Annotated in this window: 18 protein-coding genes; 6 read left to right on the forward strand and 12 right to left on the reverse strand. The window is 72.9% G+C overall.

Features of this window, described 5'->3' with window-relative positions; translation table 11 throughout:
- Positions 1 to 480 precede the first annotated feature (480 nt).
- Positions 481 to 1,905 carry a type I glutamate--ammonia ligase gene (gene glnA, locus JOD49_RS00005; RefSeq protein ID WP_205305426.1) on the reverse strand — a complete coding sequence of 475 codons (1,425 nt, stop codon included), beginning with the start codon at positions 1,903 to 1,905 and terminating at the stop codon, positions 481 to 483.
- A 237-nt stretch (positions 1,906 to 2,142) separates the two neighbouring features.
- Here glnA and JOD49_RS00010 point away from each other — a divergent pair, with 237 nt between their 5' ends.
- A complete protein-coding gene (locus tag JOD49_RS00010) occupies positions 2,143 to 2,583 on the forward strand; it encodes an RDD family protein (RefSeq protein ID WP_205305427.1) in 441 nt (146 codons plus the stop codon).
- Between the two features lie 50 nt (positions 2,584 to 2,633).
- Here JOD49_RS00010 and JOD49_RS00015 read toward each other — a convergent pair whose 3' ends face one another.
- From JOD49_RS00015 to JOD49_RS00040, 6 genes are all read right to left on the reverse strand, one after another.
- Positions 2,634 to 3,275, reverse strand: a complete 642-nt coding sequence (locus tag JOD49_RS00015; RefSeq protein ID WP_205305428.1) for a class I SAM-dependent methyltransferase — start codon at positions 3,273 to 3,275, stop codon at positions 2,634 to 2,636.
- Between the two features lie 110 nt (positions 3,276 to 3,385).
- Entirely contained in the window at positions 3,386 to 4,117 is a 732-nt protein-coding gene (locus JOD49_RS00020; protein ID WP_205305429.1) for a DUF4191 domain-containing protein, read from the reverse strand.
- A 143-nt stretch (positions 4,118 to 4,260) separates the two neighbouring features.
- Positions 4,261 to 5,262 carry a lipoyl synthase gene (gene lipA, locus JOD49_RS00025; RefSeq protein ID WP_205305430.1) on the reverse strand — a complete coding sequence of 334 codons (1,002 nt, stop codon included), beginning with the start codon at positions 5,260 to 5,262 and terminating at the stop codon, positions 4,261 to 4,263.
- Positions 5,263 to 5,326: 64 nt separating this feature from the next.
- Positions 5,327 to 6,685 carry an MFS transporter gene (locus tag JOD49_RS00030; protein ID WP_205305431.1) on the reverse strand — a complete coding sequence of 453 codons (1,359 nt, stop codon included), beginning with the start codon at positions 6,683 to 6,685 and terminating at the stop codon, positions 5,327 to 5,329.
- A 134-nt stretch (positions 6,686 to 6,819) separates the two neighbouring features.
- A complete protein-coding gene (gene lipB / locus JOD49_RS00035; protein ID WP_205305432.1) occupies positions 6,820 to 7,521 on the reverse strand; it encodes a lipoyl(octanoyl) transferase LipB in 702 nt (233 codons plus the stop codon).
- Positions 7,522 to 7,530: 9 nt separating this feature from the next.
- Positions 7,531 to 7,968: a MarR family winged helix-turn-helix transcriptional regulator gene (locus tag JOD49_RS00040; protein WP_246857616.1), complete on the reverse strand. Its 438-nt coding sequence runs from the start codon at positions 7,966 to 7,968 to the stop codon at positions 7,531 to 7,533.
- Between the two features lie 51 nt (positions 7,969 to 8,019).
- Between JOD49_RS00040 and JOD49_RS00045 the strand changes: the two genes are divergently transcribed.
- Complete coding sequence (locus tag JOD49_RS00045) at positions 8,020 to 10,317, forward strand: MMPL family transporter (RefSeq protein WP_205305433.1); 2,298 nt, start codon at positions 8,020 to 8,022, stop codon at positions 10,315 to 10,317.
- Positions 10,318 to 10,434: 117 nt separating this feature from the next.
- Here JOD49_RS00045 and JOD49_RS00050 read toward each other — a convergent pair whose 3' ends face one another.
- The gene (locus JOD49_RS00050) at positions 10,435 to 11,163 is read right to left on the reverse strand and encodes an HNH endonuclease family protein (RefSeq protein ID WP_239525109.1); all 729 of its coding nucleotides are present in this window, start codon (positions 11,161 to 11,163) and stop codon (positions 10,435 to 10,437) included.
- A 111-nt stretch (positions 11,164 to 11,274) separates the two neighbouring features.
- On the opposite strand from JOD49_RS00050, the gene JOD49_RS00055 reads away from it, so the two are divergent.
- Positions 11,275 to 12,333, forward strand: coding sequence for a Gfo/Idh/MocA family protein (locus JOD49_RS00055; protein WP_205305435.1), 1,059 nt, complete (start codon positions 11,275 to 11,277; stop codon positions 12,331 to 12,333).
- A 159-nt stretch (positions 12,334 to 12,492) separates the two neighbouring features.
- The gene (locus tag JOD49_RS00060; protein WP_205305436.1) at positions 12,493 to 14,112 is read left to right on the forward strand and encodes a hypothetical protein; all 1,620 of its coding nucleotides are present in this window, start codon (positions 12,493 to 12,495) and stop codon (positions 14,110 to 14,112) included.
- A gap of 75 nt (positions 14,113 to 14,187) precedes the next feature.
- On the opposite strand, the gene JOD49_RS00065 is transcribed toward JOD49_RS00060, so the two are convergent.
- From JOD49_RS00065 to lpdA, 3 genes are all read right to left on the reverse strand, one after another.
- Positions 14,188 to 15,078: a TIGR01777 family oxidoreductase gene (locus tag JOD49_RS00065; RefSeq protein ID WP_205305437.1), complete on the reverse strand. Its 891-nt coding sequence runs from the start codon at positions 15,076 to 15,078 to the stop codon at positions 14,188 to 14,190.
- Positions 15,079 to 15,209: 131 nt separating this feature from the next.
- Positions 15,210 to 16,988, reverse strand: coding sequence for a 2-oxoglutarate dehydrogenase, E2 component, dihydrolipoamide succinyltransferase (gene sucB / locus JOD49_RS00070; protein WP_205305438.1), 1,779 nt, complete (start codon positions 16,986 to 16,988; stop codon positions 15,210 to 15,212).
- Between the two features lie 28 nt (positions 16,989 to 17,016).
- Positions 17,017 to 18,399 (reverse strand): dihydrolipoyl dehydrogenase, encoded by a 1,383-nt coding sequence (gene lpdA, locus JOD49_RS00075; protein ID WP_205305439.1) that lies wholly within the window; start codon positions 18,397 to 18,399, stop codon positions 17,017 to 17,019.
- Positions 18,400 to 18,651: 252 nt separating this feature from the next.
- Between lpdA and JOD49_RS00080 the strand changes: the two genes are divergently transcribed.
- Positions 18,652 to 18,996: an oxidoreductase gene (locus JOD49_RS00080; RefSeq protein WP_205305440.1), complete on the forward strand. Its 345-nt coding sequence runs from the start codon at positions 18,652 to 18,654 to the stop codon at positions 18,994 to 18,996.
- A gap of 304 nt (positions 18,997 to 19,300) precedes the next feature.
- Here the strand turns inward: JOD49_RS00080 and JOD49_RS00085 are convergent, their stop codons facing one another.
- A complete protein-coding gene (locus tag JOD49_RS00085) occupies positions 19,301 to 20,806 on the reverse strand; it encodes a leucyl aminopeptidase (RefSeq protein ID WP_205305441.1) in 1,506 nt (501 codons plus the stop codon).
- Between the two features lie 95 nt (positions 20,807 to 20,901).
- Here JOD49_RS00085 and JOD49_RS00090 point away from each other — a divergent pair, with 95 nt between their 5' ends.
- On the forward strand, positions 20,902 to 21,258 hold the full coding sequence (locus JOD49_RS00090) for a hypothetical protein (RefSeq protein ID WP_138824228.1): 357 nt from the start codon (positions 20,902 to 20,904) through the stop codon (positions 21,256 to 21,258).
- The last annotated feature ends 5 nt before the right edge of the window (positions 21,259 to 21,263 follow it).

The following is a 21,263-nucleotide window of genomic DNA, read 5'->3' on the forward strand; positions in this document are numbered from 1 at the left end:
ACAGCGGCATCCGTCGCGGTCGACGTAGTCCAGTCGACAGTGGGGGCGCCGGTCGGTCGGCGAGTACAGGGTGACGTGGCCGGCGCCGATCCGGCTGCCGGTGCTGCGGGTTCGGGTGCTGCTCATCGCTGGTGCCCTGCGGCGATCTCCGCGAGTGCGGCTTCACGCGTCATCGGCGCGCGCGACGTGTGAGCGCTCCGTCGGACGGCAGGCGCCGGGCGGGCCCGGCGTGCCGCGCTGATCGGCCTGGTGCGGGCCTCCACACGGGATCGCTCAGCTCGACCGGGGGCAGGGGAGTGGTCCGGGGGTGCATGGCGGGGACGGTGCCGGTCCCGTGCCCTGGTGCAGTCGCCGACCGGGTGAGATGTGGCGTCGGCCGATCGTGTGGCACAAGTGTGGCACCCCGGTCGCCACGTCGGGCGGCCGGGGTGCCATCACTGCAGGTCAGGAGCTCGCGACTACCACCACGAGCACCGACGATCAGAGGTCGTAGTACAGCTCGAACTCGTGCGGGTGCGGGCGCAGACGGATCGGGTCGACCTCGTGCTCGCGCTTGTACGCGACCCACGTCTCGATGAGGTCGGGGGTGAAGACGTCCCCGACGGTCAGGAAGTCGTGGTCGGCCTCGAGGGCGTCGAGGGCTTCCTCGAGCGAGCCGGGCACCTGCTGGATCGCAGCGTGCTCCTCGGGGGGCAGCTCGTACAGGTCCTTGTCGACCGGCTCGGGCGGCTCGATGCGGTTCTTGATGCCGTCGATGCCCGCGAGGAGCTGGGCGGCGAACGCCAGGTAGGGGTTGGCCGTCGGGTCCGGGACGCGGAACTCGACGCGCTTCGCCTTGGGGTTGTTGCCCGTCACGGGGATGCGGATGCACGCGGAGCGGTTGCGGGCCGAGTAGACCAGGTTGACGGGGGCCTCGTAGCCGGGCACGAGGCGACGGTAGGAGTTGACCGACGGGTTGGTGAACGCGAGCAGCGCGGGCGCGTGCTTGAGGAGGCCGCCGATGTACCAGCGGGCGAGGTCGGACAGGCCGCCGTAGCCCTTCTCGTCGTAGAAGAGGGGCTCGCCGTCCTTCCAGAGCGACTGGTGCGAGTGCATGCCCGAGCCGTTGTCACCGAAGATGGGCTTCGGCATGAAGGTCGCGGACTTGCCGGCCTCCCAGGCGACGTTCTTGATGACGTACTTGAACTTCATCAGGTCGTCGGCCGCTGCGGTCAGCGTCGAGAAGCGGTAGTTGATCTCCTGCTGGCCGGCGGTGCCCACCTCGTGGTGCGCGCGCTCGACGTCGAGGCCGACCTGGTCGAGGACTGCGCACATCTCGTCGCGCAGGTCGGCCATCTGGTCGTTGGGGGAGACGGGGAAGTAGCCGCCCTTGTAGCGGGTCTTGTAGCCGAGGTTGCCGCCCTCCTCGGCGCGGCCGGTGTTCCAGGCCGCTTCCTTGGAGTCGAGGTGGTAGTACGACTCGTTCTGGCTCGTCTTGAACCGGACGTCGTCGAAGATGTAGAACTCGGCCTCGGGGGCGAAGAACGCGGTGTCGGCGATGCCGGTGCTGCGCAGGTACGCCTCTGCCTTGAAGGCGACGTTGCGCGGGTCGCGCGAGTACGCCTCGTCGGTGAAGGGGTCCACGATCGAGAAGTTCACGATGAGCGTCTTGCGCTTGCGGAACGGGTCGATGTAGGCGGTCGTGACGTCAGGGATGAGCTTCATGTCCGACTCGTGGATCGCCTGGAAGCCGCGGATCGAGGACCCGTCGAACATCATGCCGTCCGTGAAGGCGGACTCGGCGAACTGCGAGATCGGGATGTTGAAGTGCTGCATGACGCCCGGCAGGTCGCAGAACCGGACGTCGACGAACTCGACGTCCTCGTTCCGGGTGAAGGCGATTGCCTCCTCCGCGTTCTTGAACATCCGTAACTCCTTGGTAGTGGGTCCTCTGGCCGTACCTCCAGTGGCGCCTCGAACCTAGGCCCCAGGGGTTTCCCCACCGTGTACCGAGTGTTTCGGCCGTGTTACGCGGCGGCGTGCCGTGTGACGTCGCCGCGTCGGGGCCCGCGTGGACCGTGGACGTGGCCGGGTGGGGCTCCCTGTACGGGGACGAACCGGGCGGGCGCCGGAACCCCTCGCGGCGGCACGTAGGCTGGTGCCGTGGTGTCGCGTGAAGATGTGGGTTCCTGGCTCGAGGGTACGCCGACCGGTGGGCAGAGCGGTCGAGGCGGTCGCCTCGGCCTGCCGTCCGACGGTCCCGGTTCGTTGGCGACGGTCGGCCGTCGCGCGGTCGCGCTCGTCGTCGACTGGGTGCTGTGCCTGCTCATCAGCTACCTGGTCTTCGACGCGAACTCGATGGCGACCCTGGGCGTGTTCGCGGTCGAGAACCTGCTCCTGGTGAGCACGCTCGGCTACACGGTCGGCCACCGTGTCCTGGGTCTGCAGGTGCGGGTCCTGGGCGGCGAGGGTCGCATGGTCGGCCTCTGGCGTGGATTCGTGCGCACGTTCCTGCTGTGCCTGGTCGTCCCGGCCGTGGTGTGGGACGGCGACGGTCGCGGTATGCACGACAAGGCCGCGGGCACGGTCATCGTCCGCGCCTGAGGCGCTCGCGCCGCGCATGCCGGGAACGGTGCCCGACGGCGCCGCTCGCCTCAGCGACCGGGCCCGCCCGAGCCCCCGCGAGCCTGGGGCGCGCGCCACACGAGCGTGTACCGCCAGTAGAGCCGGCGGCGCAGCCGTGCACCGGGCAGGATCTCCCGTGCTGCCGCACGCACCTCGGCGTGGCTCGTGGTGACCTCCGCGATCGGTGCGCCGTGCTCCCACTCGCCGCGGCGCCGTCGGGCGATCCTCGCGGCGGGGACGGCAGCCGCGCTGACCGCCCGGTCCCAGGCGGTGCGCGGCCGGGTGAGCCCCACGACGGCGAGCGTCCCGCCCGGGGCGACCAGGTCGCGCAGGCGCCGAAGTCCCGCGTCGAGCGGGAGGTGGTGCAGCGTCGCGACGCTCGTGACGAGGTCGAAAGGCCGGGTGAGCTCGGGCAGCGGGGACAGGACGTCGCCCGCGACGTAGTCGAGCCCGGTCTGCTCGGGGGAGCCCCCGGCGGCGCGGCGCGCACGGTCCACCTGCTCGGCGTCGACGTCGAGCCCCAGGACCGAGCCCGCCCCGGCCGCGCGGAGGCGCCGCGTCAGCAGTCCCTCGCCACAGCCCACGTCGAGCACGGTGCGCGTCCCCGGGCCAACGAGCCTCGCGAGGACGGGGAGGTAGTGGGTGTTGTGGTTCCAGTACGGGTCGTGCACGGGGCTCCTTGCGGCGTCGGCGCGGCGCCGTCGGCGCGGGACGGAGATGCACGACGGCCCGCCTGCCACCAGGAGGTGACGGACGGGCCGGGTGCCAGGCGGTGCGGGGCTCAGCGCCCGCGCATGCCCTTGCGGTCGGGGCGGGCGCGCGTGGGGTCGATGCCCTTGGGGATGGGCAGCTTGGCGCCGCCGAGCGCCTTGAGGCGCTTGAGGACCTCCGCGGTCTCCGGCTTCGTGAGCGTCGGGCGCAGCTTCTGCACGGTGCGCGCGAGCTTCTTGAGCGGGACCTGCCCCTCGCCGTTGCCGCACTGGATCGTGGTGACCGGGACGTTGGGCAGGACGCGCGTGATGCGGCGCTTCTCGCCGTCGAGCAGCTTGGTCACGCGGTGCGTGGGGCCCTCGCCCACGAGCACGACGCCGGGGCGCCCGACGCCGCGGAACACCAAGTCCTGCTGCGGGGTCAGGGCGACGGGCTCGTCGTCGAACGTCCAGCCGCGGCGGATCGTGCCGAGCGCGGCGCGGGCCGCACCGGGCTGGCCGTCGATACGGCTGTAGGCCGCGGTCTCGGCGCGACGCGTCAGGACGAACAGCGAGCCGAGGAACGCGAACGGCAGACCCACGATGAGGGTGTAGACCCAGGGGCCCCACGCCAGACCGATACCGATCGCGACCGCGAGGATGCCGACGAACACGCCGAGCATGATCCACGTGACCGCCGGGTCCTCGGCGCGCGTCATCTTGTACGCGTCCCAGACCTGGTGGTACCAGCGCTGCTTCTTCTGCTTCTTCGGCTTGGTGCCGTCGACCCCGGTCGAGGGGTCGGTGCTCTTGTTGCGGGCCATGGTGCCTCAGTCTAGTGGTGGCGGAGAGTGCTCCGGTGAAGGGGCGGGGACGGCGGCGGGCCGGGCCCCGCCCCCGATTCTCTCGCACGTCGGCGGGGGAACGGGAGCGGGGCCCGGCTCGGGCCGATCAGGACCCCGGGAGGTCAGCGGGCCAGCAGGCTCGCGGCCTCCTGGCGGGCCGTCGTGGGCTCGGTCAGGTGCGCGAGCGCGGCCGGGATCTCCATGCCGCGACGCTTCATGGCCTGGCCCCACAGGCGGCCCGCGCGGTACGAGGAACGGACCAGCGGGCCGGACATGACGCCGAGGAACCCGATGCGCTCGGCCTCGTCCGAGAGCTCGACGAACTCCTCGGGCTTGACCCAGCGCGAGACCGGGTGGTGGCGCAGTGACGGGCGTAGGTACTGCGTGATGGTGATGAGGTCGCAGCCCGCGTCGTGGAGGTCCTGGAGCGCCTCCTTCGCCTCCTCGATCGTCTCGCCCATGCCGAGGATGATGTTCGACTTGGTGACCAGACCGGCCTCACGGGCCCGCGTGATGACGGACAGCGAGCGCTCGTAGCGGAAGCCCGGCCGGATCTGCTTGAAGATGCGCGGCACGGTCTCGACGTTGTGCGCGAGCACCTCGGGACGCGACTCGTTGACCGCGTCGAGCAGCTCGGGGATCGCGTTGAAGTCCGGGATGAGCAGCTCGACGCCCGTGCCCGGGTTGAGCGCGTGGATCTGGCGCACGGTCTCGGCGTAGAGCCACGCGCCGCCGTCGGCCAGGTCGTCGCGCGCGACGCCCGTGATGGTCGAGTAGCGCAGACCCATGGCCTGGACCGACTCGGCGACGCGGCGCGGCTCGTCCGCGTCGAAGTCGGCCGGCTTGCCCGTGTCGATCTGGCAGAAGTCGCAGCGCCGCGTGCACTGGTCGCCGCCGATGAGGAACGTGGCCTCCCGGTCCTCCCAGCACTCGAAGATGTTGGGACAGCCCGCCTCCTCGCACACCGTGTGCAGGCCCTCCTTGCGCACGAGGCCCTTGAGCTCGGTGTACTCGGGTCCCATGGTCGCTCGAGTCTTGATCCACTCGGGCTTCTTCTCGATGGGTGTCGCAGAGTTGCGGGCCTCGACCCGCAGCATGCGCCGCCCTTCAGGTGCGATCGTCACGCGGTGTCTCCCAGTCCGTGGTGGGCGGTGGCCCCCTGGAGTCGTGCCCGGTATCGGGTGAAAGTCAGACTACGCCAGGAGCCTCCGGGAGGGCGGTGGTGTCCACGCGGGCGGGACGTGACCTGAGCGACAGGCCCGTGACGACGAGCAGCACGGCCGCGACGGCCGGCAGTGCGAACGCGGCCGCGGTCCCGACGCCCTCGGCGATCTGGCCGCCCACGCTCGCGCCGAGCGCGACGCCCACGACGTTCGCGCTCGCGAGCATGGTCATCGCGGCCCCGCTGCGGCTGCTCGGGCTGAGGTCGCCGCCGACCGTGAAGATCGTGACCATGACGGGCCCCACGAACAGACCCAGGAGCGCGAGCGCACCGATGAGGGTCCCGAGCGACCCGCTGCCGCCCGCGACGAGCAGGAGGACCGCGGTCACCGTCAGACCCGTGGCGAACGAGACCCAGCGCGAGCGTGCACTGAAGCGGGCGGGCAGAGCGACCACGGCGAGCGCCGTGATGGCCGACCCGAAGCCCAGGACGGCGTAGATCAGGCCGGCCTGCTCCTCGGCGCCCGCATCGCGCATGAACGACGTGACGGCCGTCTGGGTGCTGCCGAACAGCATGCCCATCGCGAGCATCCCGAGGACCGGGACCAGGACACGCCGGAACAGGCCGACGAACGAGCCATGAGGCTCTGCGCCCGAGGCGAGCTGCTCGGCGTGCGAGGGGCGAGGGGCGCCGGGGGTCGCGGTCGGGTGCAGCGCGAAGGCCAGGCCGAAGATCGCGCACACCGCGGCGGCGAACAGCATCGCGGCCTGTGGGGACCACACGCTCGCGAGGATGCCGACGAGGGCCGGGCCGAGCACGAAGCCGATCTCGTCGGCCGTGCTCTCGTAGCCCATCGCGGCGAGCAGCGTGCGAGGGCGGTGCTGGGTCATGGCGATCCAGCGCACGCGCGCGAGCGGCCCCACCTGGGGGGCGAACGCGCCCACGAGCGCCGCGGCGCCGAGGATCACGCCCGACGGAGCGCCGGTGCTCGCAGCCTGGACGAGCGCGACGACGGCCAGGACGTTCAGCGGCACGACGACGAGGAGCACCGTGCGCTGCCCGACCCGGTCCGCGAGGGATCCCTGGGTCGGGCCGCCGAGCGCGGTGCCGACCGCGGCGGCCGCGCTCGCGAGCCCGCCGAGAGCGAGCGAGCCCGTGGTCGTCGTGACCAGGAGCAGGGTGCCGATCGTGATCATCGAGAACGGCAGGCGCGCGAGGAACGCGATGGGCAGGAACGCCTTGCCGGCCAGGCGGGGGAGCTCGCCGTACGTGGCGAGCGTGCCGCGGCGGGGCTCCGAGGGCTCGGGAGCCTGTGCGGGGGCGCCGGGCGCGCCGCCGGTGACGTCGGGGCGCGCGGGCGCGAGGGGACTGGGAGTGCGGGTCATGAGGGTCCTTCAGGGGTCAACCGTTCCGCGCACCGACCCACCCGTACTCCGGTTGCGCACTGTTTCCCTTGAGGTGAGGCCCATTCTAGCGGTGACGGCCCCCGAAGGGGAGAGGGCGACGCGCCTGGTGTGCGCTAGCCGGCCGAGCCGGCAGCGGGGACGGGCGTGGGGGGCGTGTCGGTCGCGGCGGTCGCCTCGGCGGCCGCGAGGAGCGGTCCCAGGTGCTCGTGCAGCGCGGCGACCAGGAGCGGCGTGGCCTCGTCGATCGTGACCCGTCGGCCGGTCTCGAGCGTCAGGGACGTGACGTCGGCGTCGGAGATGCCGCACGGCACGATCCGGGAGAACTCCCCGAGATCGGGGCAGCAGTTGAGCGCGAGCCCGTGCATGGTCACGCCGCGTGCGACGCGCACGCCGATCGCGCAGACCTTGCGCTCGCGCCGGGTCGGGGTCGCGGCGAGCCACACGCCGCTGCGCCCCTCGACGCGGTGGGTCGCCAGGCCCAGCGCGGTGCAGACGTCCATGACCGCGGACTCGAGCGCGCGCACGTAGGCCACGACGTCGACGGGCTCGGCGAGCCGGACGATCGGGTAGGCCACGAGCTGTCCCGGCCCGTGCCAGGTGATCTTCCCGCCGCGGTCGACGTCGACGACGGGCGTGCCGTCGTCGGGCCGGTCGGCGAGGTTGGTGCGCCTGCCCGCGGTGTAGACGCTGGGGTGCTCCACGAGGATCACGGTGTCCGGCGCGATCCCGTCCACGACGTCCTGGTGGACCTGGCGCTGGAGGTCCCAGGCGTCCTGGTAGTCGGTCAGACCGGGGCCCTCGGTGCGCAGGTGCATGCGGTCAGGCTAGCCCTCACCCGGTCGGGGGTGGGCCTCGACCATGGTGATGAGGATCTCACGCAGGGTCGCGATCTGTTCGTCGGTCAGGCCCCGGGTGCTCAGCTCCTCGGCGGGACGCGGGCTCGCGGCGGCGAACGCGGCGGTGCGGCCGCTCGGGGTGATCGCGACGGCTCGCCGACGCCGGTCGTTCACGTCGTCCTCGCGGGTGACGTACCCCGAGCGTTCGAGGCGGGCCAGTATGCGGCTCATGGTCTGCTCGGTGATGTGCGACTCGGCGGCGAGCTGGCGCTGGGTGCGGGGGCCCGCGAGGAGGTGCAGCAGGACAGGCATCGAGGCGTGGTTGAGGTCCCAGCCGTCGAGGTGGTGGTTCCACTCACGCTCGATCCGGCGGGTCACCGCCGACAGGAGCCGACCCGTCGGCCAGTCCTTCGGTTCCCTGCTCACCGGGTTTGCGTCCACTTGCTTCTGAGACCTCCGTCGTCAATAGTACTCAGCATGCTGAGTAATCGCTGGAGTGGTGTGCTCCGAGGCCTGGTCATTGTCGCAGTGTTGGGAGTCTGGCTCGCCATCGGGGCGGTCGGAGGCCAGGCGCAGGGCAAGCTCAGCACCGTCCAGACCAACGACTCCGCGGCCTTCCTGCCGTCCAGCGCCGAGTCGACGCGTGCGGCCGAGAAGGCACAGGCGTTCGTGTCCGACGAGTCCCTGCCCGCACTCGTCGTCGCGGTCCCCACCGACGGCGGAGCCGTCACCCCCGCCCAGCTCGAGACGCTCCGGACGGTCGCCGCCGACCTGCCCTCGCTCCCGCTGCCCGGCGCCGGACCGGGGGACCCCCAGACCGTCGGTGACACGCTCACCGCACCCCCCGTCGTCGTGCCCTCGCAGGACGGCGAGGCCGCGATGATCGTCGCGTCGCTCGACGCGTCGCAGTCCTCCGACCTCATGGCCGACGACGAGCGCGTCAACAACGCCGTGGTCGCCGAGATCCGCGCGGAGCTCGAGACCGTCCTGGCCGACTCGGGCCTCCAGGCCTGGGTCACCGGACCCGCGGGCTTCGTCGCGGACCTCGTCAACGCGTTCGGCGGGATCGACACGGTCCTGCTGCTCGTCGCGCTCGGCGCCGTGCTGATCATCCTCGCGATCGTCTACCGCTCGCCGATCCTGCCGTTCATGGTGATCCTCACCGCGGTCTTCGCGCTGTGCCTCGCGGGCCTCGTGGTCTACCTCCTGGCCGACGCGGGCACGCTCACGCTCAACGGACAGGCGCAGGGCATCCTCTCGATCCTCGTCGTGGGCGCCGCGGTCGACTACTCGCTGCTTGTCGTGGCGCGCTACCGCGAGGAGCTGCGCGTCGTCGAGAGCCCGTACGCGGCCGTGCGCCGCGCGCTGCGCGCCTCGATCGAGCCCATCGCCGCCTCGGCCGGGACCGTCATCGCGGGCCTGCTGTGCCTGCTGCTGTCCGACCTGGGGTCCAACCGGAGCCTCGGACCCGTCGGGGCCATCGGCATCGCGGCCGCGTTCCTCGGCGCGCTCACGTTCCTGCCCGCGCTGCTCGTGGTCGGGGGCAAGCGCTCGCGCGGGATCTTCTGGCCCCGCAAGCCCGCCTACGACCCCGCAGCAGCAGACGAGGACGCTGCCCCCGCGGCGGTCGAGGCCGGTCCCGCAGCGGTCGTCACCGGGGCCGCGGCCCGTGACGTCGCGCTCGCCGCGAGCCACGACGTCGAGGTGCACGTCGCGGGCCACGGGATCTGGTCCCGCGTCGCGAGCTTCGTCGGGCGCCGCGACCGCGCGGTGTGGATCGTCACCGCGCTCGTCCTCGCGGGGTGCGCTGCCTTCGTCCCGACCTTCCAGGCGGATGGCACGAGCGACTCCGACGTCTTCCTCACCCAGGTCGACTCGGTCGACGGCGAGCAGGTCCTCGAGGAGCACTTCGGGGGCGTGGGCGTCCAGCCCGCGATCGTGATCGCCCCCGAGGCCGACCTCGACGCCGTGCTGCAGGCCGCGACCGCGACCGACGGCGTCGCGTCGGCCGCCGCCGTGACCGAGGGCGGCACGGGCGGGGCACCGGGTGCCCCCGCACAGGGCCCGCCCCTCGTGATCGACGGCGACGTGCGCGTCGACGTCGTGACGGAGGACCCGAGCGACACCAACGCCGCGACGCAGACCGTCGCCGCACTGCGCGACGCCGTCCACCAGGTCTCTCCCGACGCCCTCGTCGGCGGAGCGAGCGCCCAGCGCCTCGACACCCAGATCGCGGGCGACCACGACCTGCGCGTCATCGTGCCCGTCGTCCTGGTCGTGATCCTGCTGATCCTCATGCTGCTGCTGCGCTCGATCCTCGCGCCGGTCCTGCTCATGGCCGCCAACGTGCTCTCGTTCGGCGCGGCCCTGGGGGTGTCCGCGATCGTGTTCAACCACGTGCTCGACTTCCCCGGTGCGGACCCGACCGTCCCGCTCTACGCGTTCTGCTTCCTCGTGGCGCTCGGCGTCGACTACTCGATCTTCCTCATGACCCGCGTCCGCGAGGAGTCGGGGATCATCGGCACCCGCCGCGGCACGCTGCGCGCGCTCGCCGTCACGGGGTCGGTCATCACGTCGGCGGGCGTGGTGCTCGCCGCGACGTTCGCCGCGCTCGGCGTCATCCCGCTGCTCTTCCTGGCCCAGCTCGCGTTCATCGTCGCGTTCGGTGTCCTCGTCGACACCCTGATCGTCCGCAGCCTGCTCGTCCCGGCCCTGGTGCACGACGCCGGACGGGTCGTCTGGTGGCCGGGTGCGCTCCGGCGCAGCGCGCCCTGAGAGCTGCGGGCCCGGGCGGGCCGCCTCGCGTCAGGTGGCTCGCCCGGGACCCGCTTCACGGTGCGGGTCGTCGCGCGGCGACGTGGCACCCCACCACGGGCGCCGACGTCGGGTCGGTCAGGACCCGGCGGGCAGCGGCTCGGACGGGCAGCCCTCGAGCACCGTGGCCATCGCGTCGTGCTCGGACGGTGTGACCCACAGCTCGTAGGTCACCTTCACGGCGATCTGGCGCGCGATGTACGTGCAGCGGAACCCGTGGTTGGGCGGGAGCCACGCCGACGCGTCGCGCGCCCCCTTCGACTGGTTGGCCGACCCGTCGGACGCGAGGAGGTTGAGCGGGTCGTTCGCGAAGCGCAGACGGGTCTCGTCGTCCCAGGACTGGGCGCCCTTGCGCCAGGCGTCCATGAGCGGGATGACGTGGTCGATCTGGACCGCGGAGCTCGTCCTGTTGCCCCGCACGAAGCTGATCGTCTCACCCGTGTACGGGTCGTCGAAGGTCCCGGTGCGCACCTCGCACCCCTTGTCCCGGGTCGAGTACGTGAGGTCGGTGAGGTCGCGCGCGAGGATGTCGTTGCGCGTGTCGCACCCGTTGGCGTCCACGTCGGCCCAGGCCGACCCGAAGTTCTCCCGTTCGTAGCCGGTCGCTGCCGCCACGCCCTTGACCTCGAGCGTCTCGAGAGCCGCCAGGGCGGACCCTGTCGCGGGGGCCTCGTTCGCCTCGATCGTCGGCTGGTTCACCGCGTTGGCGATGACGATCCCCAACGCCAGGGCGATGAGGGTGATGCGGAGCACGCGACGCAGGCGCGCACTCCTCGTGCTCTTCGAGCTCTTGCTCTGGGTGCTCAACGGACGACCTTCCCGAACTCGGACACGTGCCGAGAACGACAGTTCCAGGAGAATTCGGTACATTCTGCCAGCCTTCGGGAGTGCTCCGGGACGGCGGCTAGATTGGGCGGCATGAGTGCAACCACTGCGCAGGACCGTGTGCCCGGTAGCGGGCCGACGCGGGTCGGACTGGTCGGGTACGGCGGGGCCGGCCGAGGCATCCACGCCCGCCTGGTCCGGGAGGCGGGTCTCGTCGTGACCGCGGTCGTCGCCCGGAACCCCGAGCGGCGCGCCGCGGCCGTGGACGACTGGCCCGGGGTCCGGCTGCACGACGACCTGGCCGCTCTGCTCGTCGACCGGGAGACCTACGACGTCGTGGTGATCGCGAGCCCGTCGGCCCTGCACGCCGAGCACGCGGCCCAGGTCAGCGCCGCAGGGGTCCCGTTCGTGCTGGACAAGCCCATCGCGCTCGATGGCGCCCAGGCCGCCGACGTGGTCGAGACGGCGACCGCCGCGGGCACGCCCTTCACGGTGTTCCAGAACAGACGCTGGGATCCCGAGCAGCTCACGCTGCAGTCGGTGCTCGCGTCAGGAGAGCTCGGCCGGGTGCACACCTTCGAGCGTCGCTGGGAACGGTGGCGACCCGTGCCGCAGCAGCGCTGGAAGGAGAACGACCCGGTGGGCGGCGGGCTCCTGCTCGACCTCGGCCCGCACCTCGTCGACTCGGCCACCCAGCTCTTCGGCCCGGTCCGCTCGGTGTACGCCGAGCTGCGCGCCCTGACGACCCCGACCGAGGACGACGTCTTCCTGACGCTCCACCACGCGCCGTCGGACGGGCACGAGGTGGTCAGCAGGCTCTGGGCGGCCTCGGTCGTGGGTGCCCCCGGACCGCGGACGCGAGTGCTCGGCGACGCCGGGGCCTACGTCGTGACGACGTTCGAGAACGACGCGTCGCCCTTCGAGGTCTTCGACGACGCGGCCCCCGAGGGGACCGAGGGATGGATCACGCGGGGACGGGAGCGGAGCCCCGTGCCGCGTGCGCCGGGGGGCCACGCGGACTTCTACCGTGCGGTGGCCGCCTGGTTGGCCGGCGGGCCGGTGCCCGTCGATCCCGCCGACGCGGTACGCACCGCCCACGTCCTGGACGTGGCGCGCGAGAGCGCGCGGACCGGGCGGCGCCTCGAGGTCTGACGCGGGTCCGCACCGAGGGACGCCCACGGGGCGGGCGCGGGGGCACCAGGGACCCACGGGGCGGGCACCTGCCAGGACCGCCCCGGGAGGGCGGAGCGCAGCGGGACAGGGCTGTGGACAACCCGCCCCGCACCGCCGGGCTCTGCTGGGATGGGAGCCATGTCGAGCGCCCGCACGCCGCGTGCACCCCGGCCCTACCGCGCGAACGGCCGGGGCAGAGCCGACCCGTCGGCACCCCCACCGGCCGTCGCGGAGCTGCTGGCACGACGAGGGTGGGTCGTCGTCGAGCAGGGGGAGGAACCCGACCCGGACCGGGGACGGCCGGGTCGCTGGGTCGTCTCCGACGGCGCGGGGTGCTCCTACGACGTGGGTCTCGTGCCGGTCCCCGCCGAGCCTGCGGCGAGGGACGTGCTCGTCGAGCGGCTCGACACCCTGCGGCTGCTCGACCACGAGCACCTCGCTCAGGTCGAGGAGATCCTCGAAGGAGGCGAGGGGGCCCTCGTGCTGGTCTCCAGGAGGCCGCCTGGAGGCAGCCTGCGGCTGCTGCTGGGCTGTCGGGGCCCCTTCGACGCGGGGGAGGCCGTGACCTTGCTCGTGCCGCTGTCGCGGGCGCTGGCGGCACTGCACGCGTGCGGCCTCTCCTACGGTGGGGTCGGGGCCTCGGACGTCCTGGTGGATGCCGAGGGCCGGGCCGTCCTGCGGACACCGCTCGACCTGTGCGCACGGCCCGCGCCCGACGACGTCGCCTCGCTCGCCGAGCTCGTCGCGGGCGTCCTGCCACCCCCTGCCGCCGCGAGGGTTCCGGGTCACGTCGCCACCGAGACGTCGGACCCGCACCTCGAGGCGCTGCACGCCGAGCTCGCCACGGCCTGCCGCGCGGATCCCCGCACCCGTCCGGAGGTCGGGACGTTCGGGGCCCTGTGCTACGAGGCGGCGCCCCCGAGGCCGATCGCGATGCCCGACGGGGCCCGCCTCGCCGCGGCGGCCATCGCCGCGCGTCCGAGGACCGGCTCGCCCCGCCGGGTGGTGTCGTCGACCGGCCCGGACGGGCCGACCGACGACACCGTCCTGCGCCCCCCGGGCACGCCCGGGGGGTCGCCCACGGCACGCGAGCCGGCAGGTCCGGGTGGGCAGGGGCCGCTGCGACGGCGAGGGCACGGTGCCGGTCGCGGTCGCTCGGCCCCTGGGCCTCGGCGACACCCCGCGGTCGTCGCGGGCCTCGTCCTGGTCGTGTGCGCGGTGCTCGTCGGGGGCGGGCTGGTCGTGCGCTCGCACCTCGCGGACGAGGACGCCGGCGCGCAGGCCCGGCACGACGCCGAGCACGTCGACGCCGCGGACGACGCTCGATCCGACCCCACCCTGCGGGCGGGCGACCCGGCCGGCGCGGCCGCCGAGCTCACCGAACGCCGCATCGAGCTGCTCACGGGGGAGCGCGAGCCCGCCGAGGTGCTGGCCCCCGGGTCTCCCGCCGCGGCCGTGGACGCAGACCTCCTGGCCCGCGTCACCGCGTCCGGGCTCGTCATCGAGGGGGCCAGGGCCTCGGTGGTGGAGACCCGGCGGGTCGAGACGGGCGAGGATCCTCAGGACCCTGCGCCCGGCCCGGGGCCGAGCCCCTCACCCGGGGCCGAGACCCAGGTCGAGGTCACCTACTCGGTCTCCGCGCACACCCAGCGGGCGAGCGACGGCACGGCCACGACGGTCGCCGCGACCGAACCGTCCACGGCACGCCTGACGTTGCGGTGGACGGACGCCGGGTGGCGCGTGAGCGACGTGGCATGAGCGAGACCGCACCTGATCGGAAGCGGTTCCGCTCGCGCGCTCCGGGCCGGTGCCGGCACCGGGCGACCGGCCCGCTCAGCCGGCGACGACCCACTCCGCGGCGGACGCCAGGTCCTGGTGCTCGAACGTGAAACCGCTCGCCTCGAGCACGCGCGGCAGGGCTCGCTGCGACCCCAGCACGTCGGACGCGAACTCGCCCAGCACCACCTTGAGCGCGACCGAGGGGACGGGCAGCGCGGCCGGTCGGTGCAGGGCCGCGGCCAGGGCCCGGGTGACCTCCGCGTTCGTGGCGGGCGCCGGGCCCGTGAGGTTCACCGGGCCGTGCACGTCGGTGTCGAGCAGGTGCAGCACGGCCGAGACGTGGTCGCGCAGCGTGATCCAGCTCCAGTACTGGGCCCCGCTGCCGAGCTTCCCCCCCACGCCCAGCCGGAGGAGAGGCAGCATGCGGGACAGGGCTCCGCCGTCGGGCGACAGGACGATGCCCGTGCGCAGGTGAGCGACCCGCACCCCCGCGTCCTGCGCAGGGCGCGTCGCGGCCTCCCACTCGCTCACCACGCGCGCGAGGAACGTCCTGCCGGGCCCGGACGTCTCGGTGAGCACCTCGGCGCCCCGGTCGCCGTAGTAGCCCACGGCCGTGCCCTGGAGGAAGACCGGCGGGGGAGCGTCCAGGTGGGCGAGCGTGCGCGCGAGCAGGTTCGTGGTGCGCGTCCGGGACTCGAGGATCGTGCGCTTGTACTCGGTCGTCCAGCGGTGGTCACCGACGCCCGCTCCCGCGAAGTTGACGACGGCGTCCGCGCCCTCGAGCGCACGAGGGTCCAGGGCGTCCTCGTCGGGATCCCAGAAGTGCTCGTGCGCGGTCTGCGGGGGCCGGCGCACCAGACGGCGCACGGTGTCCCCGCGCTCGCGCAGGCGTTCGAGCAGCTCCGTACCGATGAGGCCGTGCGACCCGGCCACGACGATGTCCATGCGACCACGGTACGGCCCCCGGGAGCACCGCGCGCCACTCGTCAGGTCGGAGACCGCCGCGAACGCCGCAGGCCCCCCGACCCGGACGGGTCGAGGGGCCTGCGGCTGGTGGGCTCAGCGAGCTCCGAGGGTCAGAGACCGACCTCGGACTCGAAGGCGCCCTCCTCGATGCGGTTCTTGATCGCACCCAGGAAGCGGGCTGCATCCGCGCCGTCGACCAGGCGGTGGTCGTACGACAGGAAGATGTAGCTCATCGACCGGATCGCGATCGACTCGTTGCCGTCCGCGTCGGTCACGACGACCGGGCGCTTGACGATCGTGCCCGTGCCCAGGATCGCGACCTGGCCGCCGGGGACGATGGGCGTGTCGATCAGCGCGCCACCGGAGCCGGTGTTCGTGATCGTGAACGTCGCGCCGCCCAGCTCGTCCGGCCCGATCTTGTTGATGCGGGTGCGGCCGGCGAGGTCGGCGATCTTGCGGGCGATCCCGGCGAGGTTGAGGTCACCGGCGTCCTTGATGACCGGCACGACGAGGCCGCGCTCGGTGTCGACCGCGATGCCGACGTTCTCCTGCGGGTGGTACACGACCGAGTCGCCGTCGATGCTCGCGTTGATCTTCGGGTAGGCCTTGAGGGCCTCGACCGCGGCGAGCGTGAAGAACGGCAGGAACGTGAGGTTGGCGCCCTCGCGAGCCTTGAAGTCGTTCTTGGCCTTGGCGCGCAGCTTGGCGACCTTGGTCACGTCGACCTCGACCACCGTCGTGAGCTGGGCCTGCGTCTGCAGAGCCTCGACCATGCGCGTCGCGACGAGCTTGCGCAGGCGCGACATCTTCTCGGTCGTCCCGCGCAGCGGCGAGACGGCCGGGACGCTGGCGGCCTTGGGCGCAGAGCCCGAGGGCGCGGCGGCAGGTGCCGGGGCCTTGGCGGCCTCCGCCTTGGCGGCCGCCTCGAGGACGTCCTCCTTGCGGATGCGGCCGCCGACGCCCGTGCCCGTGAGGGACGCGACGTCGACACCCTTCTCCGCGGCGAGCTTGCGCACGAGCGGGGTCAGGTACGAGCCACCGGTCGCGCCCGACGTGGCGCGCGAGGCGGGCGCTGCGGGAGCCGCGGGTGCCTCTGCTGCCGGAGCAGCGGCCGGGGCGGGGGCTGCTGCCGGAGCCGGAGCGGGCGCTGCGGGAGCAGCCGGGGCCGGAGCGGCCTCGGGTGCCGGAGCCGGAGCGGGCTCGGGTGCCGGAGCGGCCTCGGGAGCCGGAGCGGCGGCGGCCGGAGCCGGTGCTGCTGCGCCCGAGCCGACGATCGCGAGGACGGTGCCGACCTCGACGGTCTCGTCCTCCTGGACGAGGATCTGCTGGACGGTGCCCGCCACGGGGGAGGGAACCTCGGTGTCGACCTTGTCGGTCGAGACCTCGAGCAGGGGCTCGTCGACCTCGACCGTCTCGCCGACGGCCTTGAGCCAGCGGGTCACGGTGCCCTCGGTCACGGACTCGCCGAGCGCCGGGAGCTTGATCTCCTCGCCACCGGAGGCGGCGGGCGCCTCGGCAGCGGGAGCGGGTGCCGCGGCCGGTGCCTCGGCCGCAGGGGCCGGCTCGGCGGCGGGGGCGGGCTCGGCGGCCGGGGCGGGGGCCTCGGCGGCGGGAGCGGCCGGTGCCTCGGCAGCGGCCGGGGCTGCGCCCGCGCCGGAACCGATCACGGCGAGGTCGGTGCCGACCTCGACGGTCTCGTCCTCCTGGACGAGGATCTGCTCGAGCACGCCGGCGAACGGCGAGGGGATCTCGGTGTCGACCTTGTCGGTCGAGACCTCGAGCAAGGGCTCGTCGATCGCGACGGTCTCGCCGACGGCCTTGAGCCAGCGGGTGACGGTTCCCTCGGTGACGGACTCGCCCAGTGCGGGCATCTGCACGTTGTCAGACATGACCTCTCGGTCTCCTTCGATCGTTGGGTCAGTTGTGGGCGTGCAGCGGCTTGCCGGCGAGGGCCAGGTGGGCCTCTCCGAGCGCCTCGTTCTGCGTGGGGTGCGCGTGGACCAGGGCGGCGACGTCCTCGGGGTACGCCTCCCAGTTCACGATGAGCTGGCCTTCGCCGATGAGCTCGCCGACGCGCGCGCCGACCATGTGCACTCCGACGACGGGGCCGTCCTTCTGGCGGACGAGCTTGACGAAGCCCGTGGTCCCGAGGATCTTGCTCTTGCCGTTGCCGGCAAGGTTGTACTCGAGCGTCTCGACGCCGTCGGCGCCGTGGAGCTCCTTGGCCTTGGCCTCGGTCAGACCGACCGAGGCGACCTCGGGCTCGCAGTACGTCACGCGGGGGATGCCCGACTCGACGATGGGCGTCGGGTCGAGGCCCGCGATCTGCTCGGCGACGAAGATGCCCTGGGCGAAGCCACGGTGCGCGAGCTGGAGCCCGGGGACGATGTCACCGGCCGCGTAGATGTTGCCGACGCCCGTGTGGAGGCGCTCGTCGACGATCACGAAGCCACGGTCCATGGTGATGCCCTGGGCCTCGAAGCCCAGGTCGGCGGTGCGGGGGCCGCGGCCCACCGCGACCAGCAGGAGGTCGGCGTCGAAGGTCTTGCCGGACTCGAGGGTCACGTGCACGCCCGAGTCGTCCTGCGTGACGCCCGAGAAGCGGTCCCCGAGCGTGAAGCCGATGCCGCGCTTGCGGAAGGCGCGCTCGAGAGCCTTGGACAGCGACTCGTCCTCGTTCGGGACGAGGTGCGGGAGGGCCTCGATGATCTGCACGTCGGCGCCGAACGACTTCCAGACGCTCGCGAACTCGACGCCGATCACGCCGCCGCCCAGGACGATCGCGCTCTTGGGCACGTAGTCCAGGGTCAGGGCCTGGTCGGACGTGATGACCCGGCCGCCGATCTCCAGACCGGGGAGCGAACGGGCGTAGGAGCCCGTGGCGAGCACGACGTTCTTGCCCGTGTAGCGCTGGCCCGCGACCTCGACCGTGTCCGCGGCGACGAGCGTGCCGTGGCCCTCGATCACCGTGATCTTGCGCGACTTGATGAGGCCCTGCAGGCCCTTGTACAGGCCCGCGATGACGCCGTCCTTGTACGCGTTCACGCCGTTCATGTCGATGCCCTGCAGCTGGCTCAGGACGCCGTACGCGCTGCCCTCGCGGGCGTTGTCGGCAAGCTCTGCGGCGTGCAGCAACGCCTTCGTGGGGATGCAGCCGTTGTGCAGGCAGGTCCCGCCCAGCTTGTGCGCTTCGACGAGGGCGACGTTCAGGCCGAGCTCGGCGGCACGCAGCGCCGTGGCATAGCCGCCGCTGCCTCCGCCCAGGACGAGGACGTCGAAAGGTGTGCCGGTCTCGGCCACGTGCAACTCCTTAGGGGCATACGAAAAGAGGGAGAGCAATGTTCTCGTGACATCTTGGCACTTCGGTCACGCGTACCCCAATCGGAACGCTCACTCCTGCGTGTGATGCTCAAGACAGCCACGCGGAGGAGCCCGGCCGGCCCGTCGTCGATCCGTCTCCCTCTGCGCGCGGCGATCTCGCGACGCACCGGCCACCGCCGAGGCCGAGACAGATCCCAGGAACGCTCCAGGGGGAGCAAGTACTCTTCCTCCATGTCCAGGCTGTCGCAGCTCTTCTCCCGCAAGCCCGCGAACGGTGCCGGCGCGCCCGCCGGTGCCCCGTCGACCGCGGACCAGCGCCGCGCGACCGTCGAGCACCTCGCCGACTTCGCGCGCACCCGCGTGGGCGTCGAGGCGTACATCGAGCCGCCGACGAACGACACCCCCACCACGCTCATGCTCATCGCGACCACGGGGGAGTGGACGCGTCGCCGTGTCCCCGACGCCAGGGCGGCACGCAAGCTCGCCGAGCAGCTCGAGCTCCCGGTCTACGACGTGAACTTCACGGGCTACCCCCAGCGCATGCGCGACTGGAACTCCAAGCAGCGCAAGCGCTGAGCCCGCCCGCGGGAGCTGACTCAGCGGTCACGGACCGACCCTGCCTCAGGTGCGTGCTGCGCGGGGCGGCCGATGCTCCCTGCGGACGAGATGCGGCCAACGGGGGTCGACGTCCCTCCTCGACCCCGGATGGCCGCATCTCGACTCCTCGACCGGCCGCAGAAGCCGCGACCGACGACACCGGCGCGTGGCCGGGACCCGCAGGCAGGAACGACGGACGGGCCCGACCTCGAAGGTCGCGCCCGTCCTGTCGTGCTCGCTCCCGCCGCTGCGACGGCCCACGCAGGGCGCGGCCGCCGGGCGGCTACTTCTTCGCCGCGCGTGCCTCGAGCAGCTCGACGAGCGTGCGGACCGCCACGCCCGTGCCGCCGACCGGCGTGTAGCCGAACGCCGAGCCCTCGTTGAACGAGGGTCCCGCGATGTCGAGGTGAGCCCACGGGGTGGTCCCGACGAACTCCTGCAGGAACAGGCCCGCGACGAGCATCCCGCCGAACCGGTCGCCGATGTTCGCGATGTCCGCGACCTTCGACCTCATCGACGCGCCGAGCTCCTCGGGCAGGGGCATGGGCCAGAACTGCTCGCCCGCGGCCTCGGCCGCCGCGACGACCTCGCCGCGGACGTCGTCGGACCCCATGACGGCCGAGACCCGCGTGCCGAGCGCGACCATCTGCGCGCCCGTGAGGGTCGCGACGTCGAGCACGACGTCGGGCTTCTCCTCGATCGCCGCGACCAGGCCGTCGGCCATGACGAGGCGACCCTCGGCGTCGGTGTTGAGGACCTCGACGGTCTTGCCGCCACGGATCGTGATGACGTCCGAGGGGCGCTGGGCCGTGCCCGACGGCATGTTCTCGGCGAGGCAGAGCCAGCCGGTCACCGCCACGGGCAGGCCGAGCCTCGCGGCCGCGAGCACGGTGTGCAGGACGGCGGCCGCGCCGGCCATGTCGGACTTCATGGCCTCCATGCCCTTGGCGGGCTTGATCGAGATGCCGCCCGAGTCGAACGTGATGCCCTTGCCGACGAGCGCGACCTTGGCGTGCGGACGCGAGGGGGAGTAGGACACCTTGACCAGGCGCGGGCCGCGCGAGGAACCCTGCCCGACCGCGAGGATGCCGCCGTAGCCTCCGGCCGCGAGGGCCTTCTCGTCGAGCACGGACACCTTGACGCCCGTGCCCTTGGCGGCCGCCTTGGCGATGTCCGCGAAGGCAGCGGGGAACAGGTCGTTCGGGGCGGTGTTGACCAGGTCGCGCGTCGCGTGGACCGCGGCGGCGATGGTCGCTGCCCGCTCGACCGCGGCCTTCGCCTTGGCCCCGCGGGCGAGCGACGTGAGGACCTCGATCGTCGCGACGGGACCCGAAGCCTTGGCTGCCCCGGCGGTCCCCGGCACGTCCCGGTAGCGCGTGAACGAGTACGCCCCGAGGAGAGCGCCCTCGGCGATCGCGGCGACCTCGGCCTCGTCCGCGGCAGGCAGCGCCACCGCGACGGACGTGGCGCCCTTGAGCTCACGCACCGCGGCTCCGGCCGCGCGCCGCAGCGTCTCGGCCGGGAACGAACCCGACTCGTCGCGCGCACCGAGCCCGGTCAGGACCAGGACACCGGCCTTGAGGTGCGAGCCCGCGGGCACCGTACGCACCTCGTCGCGCGCACCGGTGATGCCCAGCACGGGGGCGAGGGACTCGAGCTCGGCGACCACCTCGCGGGGGAGGTCGTCCCCCACGACGGCCACGCCGTCCGATGTCGTCTGGGTCCCGACGACGAGCGCATCCACCTTCACGCCGGTCGGGTTCTTGCTGGAGAGAGTGAGTTCAGCCACGGCTCGATGCTATCCGCTGCGCGCAACGAGGCCACCGCTACGGCGAGCGGCGGGCGATTCCTGCCCGCGGGCCGGACGCCGGTAGGCTCGGCGTCGTGGTCCTCCCCCTCGTCCTCCTCGTGGTCGCGCTGTGCGCGGCCCTCACCGGTTGGGCCGGGTGGTTCGTCGCCCGGGACCGTGCCGTGATCCTCAAGCAGCTCTGGGGCGGTGCCGTCATCGAGGGCGCGATCGTCCTGCAGATGATCGTCGCGGGCGTCCTCGCCGCGACGGGGAGCTCGGCGAGCGATCCCGTGAAGCTCTGGGGCTACCTGATCACCGCCCTGTTCATCCTGCCCGTCGCCGCCGTGTGGGCGTTCGCCGAACGCTCCCGCTGGAGCTCGGTCGTGCTCGCGGTCGCCGCGATCACCGTCGCGTTCCTCGAGTGGCGCCTGTGGCAGATCTGGACCGCCTGAGGAGA

The sequence above is a fragment of the Oerskovia jenensis genome (assembly GCF_016907235.1).
Lineage (GTDB): Bacteria > Actinomycetota > Actinomycetes > Actinomycetales > Cellulomonadaceae > Oerskovia > Oerskovia jenensis.

Bases quoted from the DNA above. Each gene is read 5' to 3' on its own strand.
- glnA (WP_205305426.1), bottom strand. From the start codon at position 1,905: ATGTTCAAGAACGCGGAGGAGGCAATCGCCTTCACCCGGAACGAGGAC.
- JOD49_RS00020 (WP_205305429.1), bottom strand. From the start codon at position 4,117: ATGGCCCGCAACAAGAGCACCGACCCCTCGACCGGGGTCGACGGCACC.
- JOD49_RS00030 (WP_205305431.1), bottom strand. From the start codon at position 6,685: ATGACCCGCACTCCCAGTCCCCTCGCGCCCGCGCGCCCCGACGTCACC.
- lipB (WP_205305432.1), bottom strand. From the start codon at position 7,521: ATGCACCTGCGCACCGAGGGCCCCGGTCTGACCGACTACCAGGACGCC.
- JOD49_RS00045 (WP_205305433.1), top strand. From the start codon at position 8,020: ATGCTGAGTAATCGCTGGAGTGGTGTGCTCCGAGGCCTGGTCATTGTC.
- JOD49_RS00055 (WP_205305435.1), top strand. From the start codon at position 11,275: ATGAGTGCAACCACTGCGCAGGACCGTGTGCCCGGTAGCGGGCCGACG.
- JOD49_RS00060 (WP_205305436.1), top strand. From the start codon at position 12,493: ATGTCGAGCGCCCGCACGCCGCGTGCACCCCGGCCCTACCGCGCGAAC.
- JOD49_RS00065 (WP_205305437.1), bottom strand. From the start codon at position 15,078: ATGGACATCGTCGTGGCCGGGTCGCACGGCCTCATCGGTACGGAGCTG.
- sucB (WP_205305438.1), bottom strand. From the start codon at position 16,988: ATGTCTGACAACGTGCAGATGCCCGCACTGGGCGAGTCCGTCACCGAG.
- JOD49_RS00080 (WP_205305440.1), top strand. From the start codon at position 18,652: ATGTCCAGGCTGTCGCAGCTCTTCTCCCGCAAGCCCGCGAACGGTGCC.